The sequence below is a fragment of the Bacillus sp. SA1-12 genome, assembly GCF_000981385.1.
GTDB lineage: Bacteria > Bacillota > Bacilli > Bacillales > Bacillaceae > Metabacillus.
This window is the reverse complement of sequence record NZ_LATZ01000015.1, coordinates 30,740-45,613: the sequence shown is the minus strand read 5'-3', so window position 1 is coordinate 45,613 and position 14,874 is coordinate 30,740. Positions and strand designations below refer to the sequence as shown.

General features: G+C 35.2%; 16 protein-coding genes. 6 read left to right on the top strand and 10 right to left on the bottom strand.

Going from position 1 to position 14,874, the window contains the following annotated elements:
• Positions 1–14: 14 nt before the first annotated feature.
• Positions 15–1,097: an alanine racemase gene (locus WQ54_RS11110; RefSeq protein WP_046516331.1), complete on the bottom strand. Its 1,083-nt coding sequence runs from the start codon at positions 1,095–1,097 to the stop codon at positions 15–17.
• Between the two features lie 378 nt (positions 1,098–1,475).
• Positions 1,476–2,132, bottom strand: coding sequence for a transcriptional regulator (locus WQ54_RS11105; RefSeq protein WP_046516328.1), 657 nt, complete (start codon positions 2,130–2,132; stop codon positions 1,476–1,478).
• Positions 2,133–2,670: 538 nt separating this feature from the next.
• Between WQ54_RS11105 and WQ54_RS11100 the strand changes: the two genes are divergently transcribed.
• Positions 2,671–3,657: a DUF3231 family protein gene (locus WQ54_RS11100; RefSeq protein WP_046516325.1), complete on the top strand. Its 987-nt coding sequence runs from the start codon at positions 2,671–2,673 to the stop codon at positions 3,655–3,657.
• Between the two features lie 841 nt (positions 3,658–4,498).
• On the opposite strand, the gene WQ54_RS11095 is transcribed toward WQ54_RS11100, so the two are convergent.
• From WQ54_RS11095 to WQ54_RS33530, 4 genes are all read right to left on the bottom strand, one after another.
• Entirely contained in the window at positions 4,499–5,257 is a 759-nt protein-coding gene (locus WQ54_RS11095) for a DeoR/GlpR family DNA-binding transcription regulator (protein ID WP_331435100.1), read from the bottom strand.
• Positions 5,258–5,835: 578 nt separating this feature from the next.
• On the bottom strand, positions 5,836–6,117 hold the full coding sequence (locus WQ54_RS34650; protein WP_231597500.1) for a hypothetical protein: 282 nt from the start codon (positions 6,115–6,117) through the stop codon (positions 5,836–5,838).
• Between the two features lie 5 nt (positions 6,118–6,122).
• Entirely contained in the window at positions 6,123–8,621 is a 2,499-nt protein-coding gene (locus WQ54_RS11085; protein WP_046516314.1) for a LamG-like jellyroll fold domain-containing protein, read from the bottom strand.
• 158 nt (positions 8,622–8,779) lie between these two features.
• Positions 8,780–8,944, bottom strand: coding sequence for a hypothetical protein (locus WQ54_RS33530; RefSeq protein WP_156177879.1), 165 nt, complete (start codon positions 8,942–8,944; stop codon positions 8,780–8,782).
• Positions 8,945–9,516: 572 nt separating this feature from the next.
• On the opposite strand from WQ54_RS33530, the gene WQ54_RS11075 reads away from it, so the two are divergent.
• Genes WQ54_RS11075 through WQ54_RS31880 form a run of 3 tightly spaced genes read left to right on the top strand, consistent with a single transcriptional unit; the run spans position 9,517 to position 10,584 of the window.
• Positions 9,517–9,843: a helix-turn-helix domain-containing protein gene (locus WQ54_RS11075; RefSeq protein ID WP_046516306.1), complete on the top strand. Its 327-nt coding sequence runs from the start codon at positions 9,517–9,519 to the stop codon at positions 9,841–9,843.
• Positions 9,804–10,280 carry an amidase family protein gene (locus WQ54_RS31885; protein WP_084821992.1) on the top strand — a complete coding sequence of 159 codons (477 nt, stop codon included), beginning with the start codon at positions 9,804–9,806 and terminating at the stop codon, positions 10,278–10,280. Before WQ54_RS11075 ends, WQ54_RS31885 begins: the two co-directional genes overlap by 40 nt.
• Positions 10,249–10,584, top strand: coding sequence for an amidase family protein (locus WQ54_RS31880; protein ID WP_084821991.1), 336 nt, complete (start codon positions 10,249–10,251; stop codon positions 10,582–10,584). The genes WQ54_RS31885 and WQ54_RS31880 overlap by 32 nt, the downstream gene beginning before the upstream one ends.
• Before the next feature lie 236 nt (positions 10,585–10,820).
• Here the strand turns inward: WQ54_RS31880 and WQ54_RS11065 are convergent, their stop codons facing one another.
• The 3 genes from WQ54_RS11065 to WQ54_RS11055 all read right to left on the bottom strand — a co-directional run bounded on the left by WQ54_RS11065 (position 10,821) and on the right by WQ54_RS11055 (position 13,366).
• Complete coding sequence (locus WQ54_RS11065) at positions 10,821–11,777, bottom strand: DnaD domain protein (RefSeq protein ID WP_046516303.1); 957 nt, start codon at positions 11,775–11,777, stop codon at positions 10,821–10,823.
• Between the two features lie 588 nt (positions 11,778–12,365).
• Positions 12,366–12,866, bottom strand: a complete 501-nt coding sequence (gene gerQ / locus WQ54_RS11060; RefSeq protein WP_046516300.1) for a spore coat protein GerQ — start codon at positions 12,864–12,866, stop codon at positions 12,366–12,368.
• A 23-nt stretch (positions 12,867–12,889) separates the two neighbouring features.
• Positions 12,890–13,366 carry a cell wall hydrolase gene (locus tag WQ54_RS11055; RefSeq protein ID WP_046516297.1) on the bottom strand — a complete coding sequence of 159 codons (477 nt, stop codon included), beginning with the start codon at positions 13,364–13,366 and terminating at the stop codon, positions 12,890–12,892.
• Between the two features lie 430 nt (positions 13,367–13,796).
• On the opposite strand from WQ54_RS11055, the gene WQ54_RS35430 reads away from it, so the two are divergent.
• Both WQ54_RS35430 and WQ54_RS35620 read left to right on the top strand, forming a co-directional pair.
• The gene (locus WQ54_RS35430) at positions 13,797–13,952 is read left to right on the top strand and encodes a GTP-binding protein (protein WP_331435101.1); all 156 of its coding nucleotides are present in this window, start codon (positions 13,797–13,799) and stop codon (positions 13,950–13,952) included.
• Entirely contained in the window at positions 13,900–14,073 is a 174-nt protein-coding gene (locus WQ54_RS35620; protein WP_369094756.1) for a GTP-binding protein, read from the top strand. The genes WQ54_RS35430 and WQ54_RS35620 overlap by 53 nt, the downstream gene beginning before the upstream one ends.
• A gap of 459 nt (positions 14,074–14,532) precedes the next feature.
• On the opposite strand, the gene WQ54_RS11040 is transcribed toward WQ54_RS35620, so the two are convergent.
• Complete coding sequence (locus tag WQ54_RS11040; RefSeq protein WP_052737752.1) at positions 14,533–14,829, bottom strand: ferredoxin; 297 nt, start codon at positions 14,827–14,829, stop codon at positions 14,533–14,535.
• Between the last annotated feature and the right edge of the window lie 45 nt (positions 14,830–14,874).

Genomic DNA, 14,874 nt, shown 5'->3' with positions numbered 1-14,874 from the left:
TTGAGACCCCCTTATTAAAAATTTTTCCCTCTTGCATCTATTGTTAGTGGCCCTGCATACTCACCATTTCTATATGTAAAAATAAAATCATTTAAGTTCGGGATTACACAGCTATGATTTGGAATTATTTCGATTTGGTCACCAACATGAAACGTGATACATTCTGGATTATATCTGATATAGCCATGCTCCTCATTCAATTTTGTAATCTTTACATCTGGTCTTCCCACAACATGTCCATAGTTACTGCCTTCGACAGATAAATCACTTGTCAACGTTTTACTACCAGCATCAATCGTTGCATAGCCAGGTAATGGAACGCTTACAATTGTAGAGAGAACCTTTAATGCACAATCATCTATAGAGTGAATCCCATGATAAATCGAATTCATATCGCCAAAAATGTAATTACCCGCCCTGCTTTCACTTATTCCTTTTAATTGTTCAGCATGGAAAGAAGATAGAGTTGATCCTCCTGATGTAACAGACACATCGATTCCGTTCTTATGGAGAAGCTCTTTTGTTTCAAGCAAAATATTTGCTTCTCTCAAGGTTTCTCTTTTAACTTCTACTTCGCTTGAAAAGCCATAAATTTGTCCGACGTAAGTAAAAATGCCAACAATCTCAATACCAGGCAACTTAGCAATATCTAGCGCAAATTTTACCGCATCTTCTCCAGGCTGTACCCCTCCACGGTGACTTCCACCATCAATTTCGATTAGCACTTCCATCCTTTTTCCTAATGCTTCCCCAACTTTTGAAATTCCTTCTGCAACAACATAACTATCAACAGTTGTACGAACTTGAATTTTCTCTGCTAATTTTCCTAATCGTTGCAAATTCTCAGTTCCAATTAACGGATAAGCAATTAAAATCAATTGTATGCCTGCCTCTGCCATAATTTCTGCCTCAGATAATTTTGCACATGTAATCCCTTTTGCCCCTGCCTCCAACTGTCTTTTTGCCAGCTCCACACTTTTATGTGTTTTTATATGTGGCCAGTGATCAATTCCTGCCCTTTTCAAGCGATTAGCCATTGATTGGATATTCTTGTCAACTTTATCTAAATCAACATATACATAGGGGGTACTTTTCATCTTTTTCACTCCTTACCTTTAATTTTGTAACACCAATCTTTTACTCTCTATTAACACTTATGTAGTTTACCACCTCCTGCATACACAACCCACAAATTCAATAGCGAGGGATTTATGCTATAATAAATATTAATATTCAAAAAAATTTTTTTACCTAAAAATTTTTTTTCTTATATTACTCATTATATTTGAAAGAATCCTATTGTCAATTAGTTTCTAAAACTTTTATTTAGGCTCTAAAACTTTTTTTTATATTTTGTTAAATTAAGAGGATCATGAAGAAAAAACATTGAGAAAAATAAAAGTTTCTCACTTAAATAGAAAAAACCGATTTACCTTAACGGGTAAATATCGGCTTTTTTGGTTTGAGAATAGTTTTTAATAAGTCGATTTTTTATCTTGTGAGCGAATATCATCTAAATAGTTGTATAATGTAAACTTAGAGATATCAAAAAAGTTACAAACTCTGTCACCAGCTTTTTTAATGAGAAATGCTCCTCTTTTATCTAAAAACTCTAATGCTTTTAACTTTTCTTCTTTAGACATATGAAAGACTGGTTTACCAATCTCTTTTTGACACTCTTTAAGTAAATACTCTAAAAGGTCATTCACATCATTAACAAAAACTTCTTGGACATCTTGGTTCATACCATTCATTGTAATTGATTTAATTGTATTTTCAGCTACAATAAAGTCTGAAATATCCAAATTTATGCAAATAGACCCTATTATCTCCTCTTTACTATTTTTTAAATAAATTGATGTAGATCTTAGAATTTTACCATCACTTGTTTGAGTAATATAGTTATATCGATCTCCATCCTTGACCGTACCTCTCAAAACTTCCAGCCCCAAATTGCTTCCAGGGTCACCAATTTTCCGACCCGTTATATGCCCATTTTCAATTGCAACTATCGTACTTTCATAACTGCCAGTTAAATCGTGCAAAACAACTTCACATTTATCACCAAATTGAGCAGCAATCCCTTTTATTAATGATCTAAATAATTCAAATTCATCCTTTACACTTTCCAACCGAATCACACCATTCTAAAAAAAAGTTATCATATCAAAAAAAAAATTATTTGTCTTTATTATACAACGCTCCTTTATTAAGTCAACTTCATTATTTCTTAGGTCTTACATGTTTTAAACCACCATTCAACTAGGTAGACATTCTCTTTCATTATATACGTAAAAATTGAAAAAAAGTTTTATTTTTCCAATTTTCTAGGAGTTTTTGGGTATAAATAATATTTCTCTACTACTCTAAATTGGGGTTGCCAATTTTATTTCAGTACTTTAACAATATATCCACAAAATTTTTAGATAAATCTTGCAATGATATATCTACTTACTATCTGTAAGATAGTATGGGTCTGCCCAATACATGAAAGACGCGTTCCTAAAATAAACGGGTTCTCTTCTTTAATAAAACCTTTAACTTCTATTAATTGATGCCACATATGAAAAAACAAAATTTGATCCTTTAGGTGTAACCATATGAATAAGATCAACAAAAATATCTAATTCTAAAAAAAACTGTTTTTTTATGGAAGGGTGAACGTGACTAATGGAAAATCCCAACATCAAGTTATCATCTACAGAAATAGCGAGCTTGTGGAGTACATATATTTATGATAGTGCCTCTATTTGTTTTTTTAAGCATTTTTTACAACATCTTAAAGATGAAGAAATCATTCCAATTGTAAATGAAGCGTTAAACTTTTCGGAAACGCACATGAAAAAAATCGAAAATATATTTAAAGAAGAAAAGTTTCCAATCCCTCAGGGATTTTCGGACATAGATATTAACTATTCAGCACCTGCACTATTTGATGATTTGTATGCGTTAAGTTTTGTATATGGTATGAGCAGAATAGGCTTGTTAAATTACGGTATTCTTACTTCAAACGTTGCACGAGATGATGTACTTGAACTTTTTTCTCAAATTCTAAATTCAATGAATGGACTTTATAAGAAGTCAGTACGCTGTATGTTATCAAAAGGTATTTATGACCGCCCCCCAAAAATCCCTTATCCTCATAAAGTTGAATTTGTAGAAAAACAATCTTTCTTGACAGGGTGGTTTGGTCAGAGAAGACCGATTAATTCTATGGAGCTTACCGAGGTTTTTTTTAATATTGAAAGAAATTATTTTGGAATACTCTTATTATATGGCTTAATTCAAGTCGTGGACGATAAAGTAATCAAACAGTACCTAGAAAGGGGGAAGGATTTAGCTAATAAGCAAATTTATTATTTAAACAATCTTTTGAAAGAAGAAGATTTGTTTGGGACGGTTCCTGTTGAAATGGAGGTGACAGACTCAAAGGTATCTCCATTTTCAGAAAAATTGATTATGTTTTTGGTTACTACACTAAACGCTACGAGCTTTACGTATTTTGGACATGCTTTGTCTGTTTCAATGAGAAGAGATTTAACTGCTAACTATTCTAAACTCTTGACTGAAGTTATGACATATGCGGAAGATGGATTTAATATAATGATTGACAGAGGTTGGATGGAAAAACCTCCTGGAGCATTTCAAAGACCTTGAATTTCATTTATCCCTAATTTATCGCCACTATAGAATAACTTTTTAAATTGAATATTATTTTATAATTATTGTTACCAAAATGACGACTAAACGAGAAGCAATAACGCCAAAACCATTGATCAAGTGTTGGAGTTTATTTAAATTGCATTAATATAAAGAAAGAGCACAATTCTTGCTGCAGAATTGTGCTCAGTTGCTGAAGACCGTTATTGAGCTTAACAAGTTTATTTAATTAATTTAGATGTTTTATGATTTGTTATATGGTAAATACCATTGAGATACCCCATCTTACATTTCTGCCTCTGTAACAATAAGAATATCTCATATTCAACGTCAAGTGAAAGCCCACAAAATACACTGTCTGAATAAATAATTTCGTTCCAAATGAAGCAAATTGATGTGATATGTTCCTAACCATAGGACCACCATAAACATTTGCAAAGCTTTTCCTCCACTATAATTCCCAATCACAGTATTCCTTCAGGTTTCATTAGAAACATACAAATTCTCACCCTTCGTTTTTTCTTAAATGAATGCGCCTTCATAAGTTTATTATACCTTCCTCAATTTGTGGATTAGACTTTTTTATTACCATATAACCTGATAATTTTCATATAATACCTGCCCAGAATGTTCTAAGATTTCATGTTATTAGTTGCTGTATGAGGGGTACGCGCTAAAAATGTGGCTTCAATATTTTCACCGCAATATTACACATTGTTGATAATCAATCAGTATTTACAATAAAGTAAAAATACTACTTTCTCTTCTTTTTCTACAACTTCAACTAAAAAATGACGATAGGTAATTTGAACATTTTATCTCAGTAATAGTATTCCAATTACCGATTTACAATCTCAATTCCTTCTTTTGTATACTTTTGATAGACCTTATTTGATAATTTAGAATCTGAAATAATACGTTCTATTCGATCAAAATGACAAACCTTTAATAGAGAAGCAACATCGAATTTGCTGCTGTCCGCTAAAACAATACAGTTTCGAGAACTCTCTAACATCTTCATTTTTACTTGATATTCCCCCATCCCATAATCCGTCAACCCTTCAGATAATGATATACCACTTATACTCATAAAAAATGAATCAATATGAAATCCTTTAAAGAAATCCGCTGCCAAATGCCCTACCGTGCATAATTCTTCATTCCGAAGAACACCTCCAGGTAATATAATAGTGTAATAAGGCATTTCAGCAAGTTCATTAGCAATCACTAAAGAATTGGTTAGTACTGTAAGACGTTGAAATTTTTTCTTTAAAGCCTTAGCAAACTCCGTATTTGTTGTACTAACGTCTAATGCAATCGATTGACCTTCTGATACATAGCGTGCAGCAATTTCAGCAATTTCCCTTTTCTCTTCGATGTTCTTTGTTTCTCGTAAAGTAAAGTTCATTTCTATGCTGTTAACCTCATCTAATACAGCTCCTCCGCGTACTCTTCTTAAATAACCTTCCTTTTCTAAATACTCTAAATCCCTTCTTACAGTTTCAGTAGAAACACCAAACAACTTTGTCACAGTAGAAACTTGTAACGATTTATTCTTTCGTAATAGCTCCATAACTTTTTCATGACGATCATACATTAACAATGATTTCACCAACTTTTTCAAATGTATATGCTACATATAACACATTTTCGCACAAATTTACATAATATATATACTTATTATAAACTCCCAGGTCAACAGTAGTCTGTTTAGGACGATAAACGACCTTGGATAATATATCACTAGGACCTAAAACAGCTAACATTATCGGGAAGTCTAAGAAAATGCAAGAATGTTCTTCACTTTTTATCCGCTCGCAAACTTAAAATAGATATACCATCCGAATTTTATTTAGCCTTAGATGAGGATCCTGTTGAAGCCTCCCAAACATAAACATATGACTAAAACATTCCTTTTTCTTGCACTCTTTTTGCATGTTGTCAGTCACTTTAGTTAATTCACTACTTTTAATAAAATGTATATATATTTGTTTGTAAGTTTCTTTCTATATAGACTGCAATGATTTCTAGTAATATAGCAAAAACTATTTATCGTAAATGGATGTTTTTGATTGGTGATAACATGTGCTTTTTTAAACTGATTAACAGAGGTTTTATAACAACAAAAAGCGACCTTGATTATCCTAAACAGAATAATAAGGTCGCTTACACGATTTACTCTATTATTACTCTAAGAGACTCTTGAGACTGAGGGTTCTTATTAACCGTTACTTTAATGCTTGCTGTCAAAGGCACGTTATTGGGATTTTTCACCCCAGATGGCAAAGATAAAGTTCCATTTACAGTAAAGATCTGTACAGTCTTTACCGTAGGATCATAGTCTGAAGCATCTACATTCCATGTCACATCGGTATCCGCCCTGCCTACATCGGTATCTAAAGATGCTGTCTTTGGCAATCCAAGGACGACCCCTGTCTTCGCCGTTCCGATTGTCAACCCTGTTATTCAGCAGGCGCAGTGATGCTGTTTAAATTAACACTTTGAGCCTCAATGTCAATGTCCTGCGACGAACGGTTATACATGGAATCGTCGGCGAAAACCCTGAGTATATATGGAGTAGTCGGCGACAAATCTGTAAACTTATAATGTCTGTATTCATCGAATGGTTTGTCTAGCGGCAGCGAAAGGCTGTTAAACGATTTGTCCACTTTCCCCGTGAGCTTGTTGATAAGCTGAATATTATATTCCAACACGCGCACATTGTCATTTGCTTGCTTTATTGTAAAAGCAAGTTCGTTGTTTTTGTAGGAATCGACCTTAATACCCTCTTCAAACTGCGGAGCTATGATTTCTCTTGTATCATTCCTGCTATATGTAAAAGCATCTTTGCCTTCACCAACGTTTACTACAAAAGGTATGCCTACAAATTCATCTGTACTTAAATTATACTGTTTGATGATAATTTTTGGACCGTAAACCTCTAAGAAATTCGCGATGCGAGGTGTGGTATTGTATTTGATATAAGCTCCTTCTATATATCCGCCGTACGGCCCGCCATCAATATAACTTGAATATGACGTCCCACCGCTTTCGAGATACGTAGCCGAACCTTGATAGAGAGAACGTTCGTCGGTCGGGTCGTAATGCGTATGACCTGACAGATATACCACCTGCGACAATTTATTGTCGGCAATATATTTACCTACATTATTACTTGCTGCACTGCTCCATCCCGATGACCATGTGGTTCCGCTTATAGGGAAGTGAGAAGATACAAATATGGGTTTTGTTGGATCGTAATCCTCTTCTTTAGTAATTTGGTCGAGGAAATTGTTGGTTTTTGCCACCGTATTGTTGTTGTTATAATTTCCGTCAAAACCTACAATATTATATCCTTTTACCTTTACCCTATAAGAATCGTTAAAGAAATTGTTATCGTATGAATTCGTTGAGTCATTCCACGCGCCTGCTGAACCGATAGGTATTAATTTTTCGGAGCCGCCCATATCATGATTGCCTCTTACCATATAAAACTTCGTATTGTCAAATAAGCCCTCATTTTTAAGTTTATTGTATACGCCTGTAAGACCATTCATAAACAGATATTCTTCGGCTCTGTTTCCGCCGGTAACGTCGCCAGGAATAAACAATACGTCGGCCTGCGGGAATACTCTCAGTTCTTTTCTGAAATTTTCTTCCATGCGCGCTATTGAATCGGGATTATTACTGATTTCCGGATCACTGTCCACAATCATATTTAAATCGGCGGGAGTTAATGTTTTATTACTTTTTTGATAGATGAATAAGGCGTTGTTTAGTTCACGTTCGTAATAATTGATGGTTTCCTGTGTATATAATTTTTCTTTTTGCGTTATTGCAACCGTAGTTGCCGTATTCAAAACCTTTTTCAAATGATCAAAATCGGTTTTGCTGAAGCCTTTGCCGCGACCGCCTGTTATTATTTTATTAGCTTCGGATATTTTGTCTTTAAGTGCTTTCATATCTACTTTATTTACAGCGTAACTATTATAATTCGCTTGAACTACATCACTGCTAAATGCATCTTTCCAAACATTCAGATCAGCTATATCGAATGAATTACCGCCATGTTTGCCCAATCCGTCACTACCTATATTTAATGGGTTCGATGTATCTAAAGTTCCGATCCCCAGTGATGTTTCAGTCATTTTGTAACCATCAATATACAACGATCCGAGCATTTTATCTCTGTCTACAACAAATGTCACGTAACGCCAATCGGAAGCATTAAACGTGTCACGCCCAAATTTTACTGATGCGGTCGGGAATCCTAAATTCATATTGACCGAATTAGCTGATGTATAAATCGCCCAGCCTTCGTTAGAGCTCTTAGTAAAATCCTTGTTTGATAATATTACCTGATTATTGTTCGTATCGCCCTTATACCAGAAGGATACGGTAAAACTGTCTTTACCAAAATTCAAGTTATGCTTCGTACCGACATAATTGCCGTCTCCGCTTTCTAAATGAAGAGCTTTGGTCCCGGGTAATACACCGTCTACATAACTATAATTTCCTTTCCCTTCCAAGTTCTCTTGATTTGCATCATCCTTTAAATTATTATCGAATTTCATCGATGCAATAAGGGGGTTGGCATTTAATACTGCGTTCGTGGGCAATGAAGTTTTTCTCTCACCATTTGGCAGTGAAACTACAACACGCAATTTTTTACCAATATCATTTAACTTTACAGTGTAGCTGTTGGAACTGCCACCCGATCGTACATTAATATATTTATCGCTTATACGTGATTCCTGTACTTGCCATTGAAATTTTACATTTTTGCGCTTATTACCATTATCCTTGATCACACTTGCGGTGATCGTTTGGCCGTAAACTGGCTGCATATTGTCGATTTTGACGATTTTGTCGTCCGAATTGTTTGTAACTGCGTCTGCGGTGGTCGATAACATAACGAATATCATCGATAATACGAGGGAAATGGATAAAATTCTTTTCATTACAGAAAACCTCCATATTTTTAGTATTTTAAGAGCCTGTCCAGAAAGCTCGTAAAATTGAGTAAAAAACAAAATCGTAGCGAAACTTTGATTCGGGAACTCATTGATTATATAATTTATATCGACGACTCCATTGTGCTGGAGAAGGTCGCCCCGCTTTACAAGGATGGCGGGTATCCTCCCATCGATCGGGATGAGAGTAGATTTTTCGTCAAGGAAATCCCCCTTTCGTTTCCAATATTGGTACCTTGATTTTCTCTTTCAACTACTCTCATTAAACTGAAATGGTACTTTAATACTGATACGTCGATATTTTGAAACATCACCTCCTAGAATTGGGGGAATACATGACAATAGACGCCGCCTCAAAACAGCATAAAATATAACACATTCACACAAATTACCTATTGTATAAACAAATAATACACAATTATTATTAATTTTCTGTGAATATCGTGTAAATTATTGTGTTTTTATTAAAAAGTACACAAAAACACACAATTATACATAAATAGCTGATAGTGGATTTTATTTTCCTGGCTGCAAAAAATAAAAGATTTAATTTGCTACATGAAATTTGAGGAGAGAAGCTGAAATGAGATAAACTGAGTTTACTATGGAAGGCAAAGACTATATTTTGTCAAAAGGAGATTTTTGCTTAGTTCAGCCCAATGAATTAGTTGCACGAAAGGGAACAACAAACACAATTACACCATATGTTCACATGGATATTTTTTATCATTCAAAAAGGGAACAGCGTTTCTCTACAAAAGCTTGTCAAACTAACCTTACTAGTTTTAAGCAATTAATCTAGCCAAGGTTGAATGATTTTTCAGAACTAATAGTTCCAGTAAATTTTCAGCCAGAAAATCCTGTTTGGTTCCGAGAGCAATTAATGAAGATTATTTGTCTGCGGCAATCTAGTGATACTCTAGGATTATTAGAAGCACAAAATCTAGGAAATGAATTGATTTATTCATTAATGAAGAAATATGGAAAATCTACTCAGCCTATTCAAAAGGGTCCTGAAGATTTTAATTGGATAACTCCCTATTTTTCTTTTCACATATCGGAAAATATTACAATTGAAGATATGGCAAAACGAGCAAGATTATCTCCTTCACGATTTTCAGTCCTTTTCCGTAAACATTCTGGAATGTCTCCTTATCAGTATTTACTCCAATTAAGAATTCAACATGCGGAGGAGCTGCTATTCTTCTAGAATTCATAGCCGGATATGACCTAAATGACCCGACTACTATTCAAAAGCCTGTATTATCCTATAGCAATCGATTAACCGAAAACATTAGAGGAATGAAAATTGGAATTGAGGAATCATTTTACTTAAAGAATATTCATCCTGAAGTTCAAAGCCTTTATAATAAAGCAATCGAAACCCTAAAAGCCTTAGGTGCAGAAATAAAACCTATTAAACTTCCAAGCCTCCTAAATGCTCACTATGCTGAAATGATCACGGTTTTAGCAGAGGCAAGCGCCATCCACCATAATAATTTGAAAACACGTCCTGAAGACTTTGGAAACGATGTACGTCTCTCACTTGAATTAGGTGAACTGCCTAGCGGAGTCGAGTATGTCCAAGCCCAACAAATCCGCTACAAAATGAAAAATGAATTCAAAGAAATGTTTAAAACCCGTTGATGCTATCGTTGCCCCTACTCTCCAATTTACTGCACCATACATCGGACAAGAACTATCTATGTTAAACAATCAGCCATTCAATGTTGCTGATGAACTTATACGCTTGCAATCCCCAGCTAATTTAACAGGACTTCCAAGCATATCCGTTCCTTGCGGGTTGAGCGAAAATATGCCAGTCGGAATCCAATTTATTGGGAATGCATTTGATGAACAAACTATTTTAAATCTTGCCTACGCTTATGAAAGCACAAATCCAATGGAAAATAAAAAACCTCAATTAGACGGTATTGCTGAGAATGTGTAAATAATCCTTAAGAAATTTTAGTAGATAGATACTAGATAATTCTACTATTATCTAGTATCTTGAATGATTTAGATTCACGTTTAATAAATCAGCCATTAAAAAGCTCAAAGGCTAAATGAACAAAGTGAAATAGAACAAATCGACCATTTATATTGGAATAAAAAAATAAGTAACCAATTATGTCACAAAAATCCACAAGTATTTTACAAATAAGATTTTATTTACTTTCGCAATACTCACCCGTCTTCACCCGCAGTTATATCAAAAACAAATTCACTCGGAATCGCTCTTCCAGCAGGAATCGCTTCTGTTTGCTTTTGCTTATGAACAGGGCTTTGGTCTTCCTGATAAGAATCAATTTCTTCAATGGACAATAAAGATTCATTTTCCCAGTTTCTAAGAATCCCAACGACATAGTTCAGCCTTCGCTTGTTATTCGCACAGGCTATAGCTAAGGCTTTTAACACTATCTCCTTAGGCTGTAAAAAGCTGGAATCATCTAACCAAGAAAGCAGCTGCTCTTTGGCATTCACGTTTGATAGACCAAATCCATTGTTGTCCCAGAACTCGATGATTTCTTGGACATCATTTGAGTTTTGAATTTTTGATTGATCCTCTATGCCTGGATGATTGTCTGCATTTTGTTTAACAGCTTTTTCTTCTTGCTCTGGTTTCGTTTCAGAAGCTATGTGAGTCTCTTCCACTTCCTCACATTCAGTATGTGGATATGGATCATGTTCAACTTGATGGCTCATTTTCATCTCTGCATCGTGTTGACAAAACGATTCAAATAGATGACTAATTTCTTCTTTCGGAATCGCTTCGGAAACATATGAAATAAGCGAAGTATCCTCGACTTCTTTTAATTCATTTTTAATACAATCCATCACAGGTTTTCCACCCTTTTGCAGGTTAAATTTCCCCCAGTTTTTAATGGCAAGTTCTCTCGTTTTTGGATTGTAGCGGATTAACCTATGATGTTTTATGAATCGTTCCATTAATGCTTGTACACTCTCAAGCGAATAACCTAATTCAAACGCCATTTCTTTTTTGGTAATTCGAAAGATGCCAATTTGCGTCGTTTTAGGATTTGTCAGTAGGTAAATATAAAAATACTTATCCTCTGGTGACATCTCCTCTAAAGTCATTGCATCTCTCCAAAATTCAGTACGCACCATACGAAATTTTGCCATTTATCATCACTGTCCCTTCTTTTCGTAAATTCTTCTCATAGACTATATAGGGAAAAATGAGACGAAAAGTAGCGTTGAAAAAAATATTTTGTAACATTACCATTTTGTCTGACTATTACTTTTCTGCTAAGCTAAAAGATTTGTAGGATGGACTCAACATAAAAAACGTTCCCCACAAAGTGTATGAAACGTTAAAGTTGTCTATTCAGTTACTGCTGCCCGTTTTGGACTGCTGCTCCAGAGGGAATTTATCATCTCTTTGGTTTTTGGTTTTGTCATTGTTCCTCTGCAGCTGTATTATTCTCTATACTTGGGTTAAAAGCTTTTTTTTTGTTGTTGTTTTTCTTTTTCTTATTCTTTTTCTTTTTGCCCACGTATCGTAAAAAAGACTTGGACGTATCGATGTTGTTACTTTGAAATGAGAAGAGACCACACGATGTGTTTACTGATTTGCTTGTTACTGCACTTACCCCTAACGTACAACAGTATTTATCATGATTACTGCTTATCCATTCCTTTTGTCAGAACGAATAAAAACCCTCTCATTTTCCCAAAAGGAAATAAGCGGGTTTTTATTGTTCTGCAAGCTCAATCCGATGTCGTCAAGGACGCCTCGACTTGCGGACTAATTTGCGCTTGAGGATAGTTAATTTGTTCCCCGAATTCTACCCAGTCGAGATTTGCCATCATCAGCAGGTAGCGTTTGCCCGTGGACGGGTCGCTGATGATGAGGTGATCACGACCAGCCGTTTCTACGCGTCCGCGGTAAACCATCGCATTCCATTTGTTGTTACCTTGGTAAGTAAAGTAGAATGTCCCGATCTTACCTTTGTTGAAACGCAGGATATTTTCGATAAATGATTCTTCCATCGTGCCTGCCGGGAGTTGCATTTGCTGCCCAGTCCCGAACGGAACCACTGGTGCGGCAAATGTGGGTCCAGAATGCATAAAACCGCCTTGTTGTTGTTGTTGCTGTTGTTGTTGCTGTTGTTGCTGTTGTTGCTGTGTGGCACTGGCCCGCATCGTGGAAGATGGGTAAAAACCATCATAATAATCGTTTGGATAATAACTCGAGTATCCATAAGTCATGAGAAGATCAGCTCCTTTTTAATTTATCGATAAAACTCTGGGCAATAACCCGGTACAGCGACATAGAAACAATGATTCTTGTGCGAATAATCGAACTTCGTCATCGGGGATCTTGGCATCGTGGGTGTACAAGGAGCTCGGAATTTTTTCCCCGGACTGGGGTTAAAAAACCACAAACTCATTCTCGCTCGAGGATCCCTATCACCATGCAGCAAATTCCTAGCCCTTTGGAGATCAGCTTCAGTGGGACGTTGTGTATATAATGTTCCATTTAAGACAGGCTCGAAGTGAGGAACTGAAGTACCAGGAATGGTTTGATAAATCGCATGTCTGATATTGCGCAGCCCTCTGAAGTCAGGAGCACAGTCAGCTTCGACCCGATTGGCCACGACCGTTCCTACCATGTTCATCCCTTGCGCTCCTTCACCAGTCGCTTCTGCCAGCATGAGCCTTGCTAATTCCTCCACATCACGTGAAGTATGTTTTATTCGTCTACTCATTTTCTCACCCCTTTTGCCTATACACTTAACTTATTGTCTAAAGTTGGTTTTGGTAACTTGCCTATCAGCCCAAACTATGGAAATTCATCACAAACGAAAAAATACGTTTTATTTGAATACTTAATGAATCAACTGTAAATGAAGTATTTATGTCTAAAAATGATTACTTTTAGATAACACAAATATTTTCAAAAAATTTTCATGTCACGATAGGATTTATTTTTGCACCTTTTTTACGATCTATTTTGCACATATAGTGTTAAAACCCAGCTACCTTCACATGAGAAGATTAGCTGGGTTTCTTACTTATTCTCAAACATACAATTCTGACATAAAAAAGAGCCAACGTTTTATTGTTGACTAAGAATTTCTTTTATGTATCAAACCAAACAATAAGTACACAATTAAAAAGCAGCGACTTGAAATGTGAATATTTTTTGATAATACCATTCTGTGTTACCTTGTTCGGGAAAAAGGAGAAAAGTTATTTCGTTATAAAGGGAGTCTTCATATTAAAGGAATGGGACGTCGAAATGTCTTCCAAGGTATTCATATGTTATTTTCTGGAAATCCAGATCGGGAGTGAAAAGAAAACGAAACTAAGTGAACTTGTTTTTATTGGGAAGGACTTAAATAAAGAGGAGTTAGATCAGCAGTTTAAAAAGTGCATGTATGCTATTAAAGTTTCATGGACACAACTTAGTTAAGTTTTGAAAAATTTGACTAGAATGATAACGAAAGGTTGTGTCCATATGGGAAACAAAAATACAGGCATAAAATATAATGAAGTTTTCAACATGATGATTGTTGATCTCTATAACTCGGGTAGCTCAGCTAAAGATTTAAGCAGTGAATATGGCGTCTCTGAAGTAATAATATATAAAAATTCACTCCTATTCAAACAGAGGATGGATCAACAATCACAGCTGATGAAATCGCCAAGATGAAGAAACAAATGCTTCGCCATCAAGAAGAAAATGAAATCTTAAAAAAGGCTATGGCCAAATTCGCGAAAAAGTAAATCTAAACGAGCTGGCAAATATTATCACTGAGACTAAAGATCAGTATTCCATTCAAAAATTATGTGATACTTTAAAACTACTACAGTATCCATTATCCATCCTTATTTTCTTGCAAACTCAATTTTATGATAAAGATATAAGATGTTAAAGTTCATCCTCAGGATTCTTAAATGTTTTCCCATCATGGTAGTAAAGTTCAGATCCTAAATGAACACTTCCTTCTTCTTTCAATTGTTGAACAAGTTCTTCACTTTTTTCTTTATTCATTTCCTTATACCATGTCCCTTGTGGGTATAAAACAACTATTGGACCGTGCTTGCATTGGCCATTACATAATGTTTTTGTTGTATGAATCTCATTTAGCAGCTCTAAGTTTTTCAACTCTCCCCTTATAGTATCTGTTACTTCTTCTGCTCCATTTTTTGTACATGTTTTCCCCATTGCAAATTAATAGATGCTTGCTAACTCCATCTAAGTTCATAAAAA

Coding starts and splice junctions, on each gene's coding strand:
- WQ54_RS11100 (WP_046516325.1), top strand. CDS start 2,671: ATGGAAAATCCCAACATCAAGTTATCATCTACAGAAATAGCGAGCTTG.
- WQ54_RS11040 (WP_052737752.1), bottom strand. CDS start 14,829: ATGGGGAAAACATGTACAAAAAATGGAGCAGAAGAAGTAACAGATACT.
- WQ54_RS11110 (WP_046516331.1), bottom strand. CDS start 1,097: ATGAAAAGTACCCCCTATGTATATGTTGATTTAGATAAAGTTGACAAG.
- WQ54_RS11095 (WP_331435100.1), bottom strand. CDS start 5,257: ATGTATGATCGTCATGAAAAAGTTATGGAGCTATTACGAAAGAATAAA.
- WQ54_RS35620 (WP_369094756.1), top strand. CDS start 13,900: ATGTCTTCCAAGGTATTCATATGTTATTTTCTGGAAATCCAGATCGGG.
- WQ54_RS11075 (WP_046516306.1), top strand. CDS start 9,517: ATGAAGATTATTTGTCTGCGGCAATCTAGTGATACTCTAGGATTATTA.
- WQ54_RS11085 (WP_046516314.1), bottom strand. CDS start 8,621: ATGAAAAGAATTTTATCCATTTCCCTCGTATTATCGATGATATTCGTT.
- WQ54_RS31880 (WP_084821991.1), top strand. CDS start 10,249: ATGAATTCAAAGAAATGTTTAAAACCCGTTGATGCTATCGTTGCCCCT.
- WQ54_RS11055 (WP_046516297.1), bottom strand. CDS start 13,366: ATGAGTAGACGAATAAAACATACTTCACGTGATGTGGAGGAATTAGCA.
- WQ54_RS33530 (WP_156177879.1), bottom strand. CDS start 8,944: ATGTTTCAAAATATCGACGTATCAGTATTAAAGTACCATTTCAGTTTA.
- WQ54_RS11065 (WP_046516303.1), bottom strand. CDS start 11,777: ATGGCAAAATTTCGTATGGTGCGTACTGAATTTTGGAGAGATGCAATG.
- gerQ (WP_046516300.1), bottom strand. CDS start 12,866: ATGACTTATGGATACTCGAGTTATTATCCAAACGATTATTATGATGGT.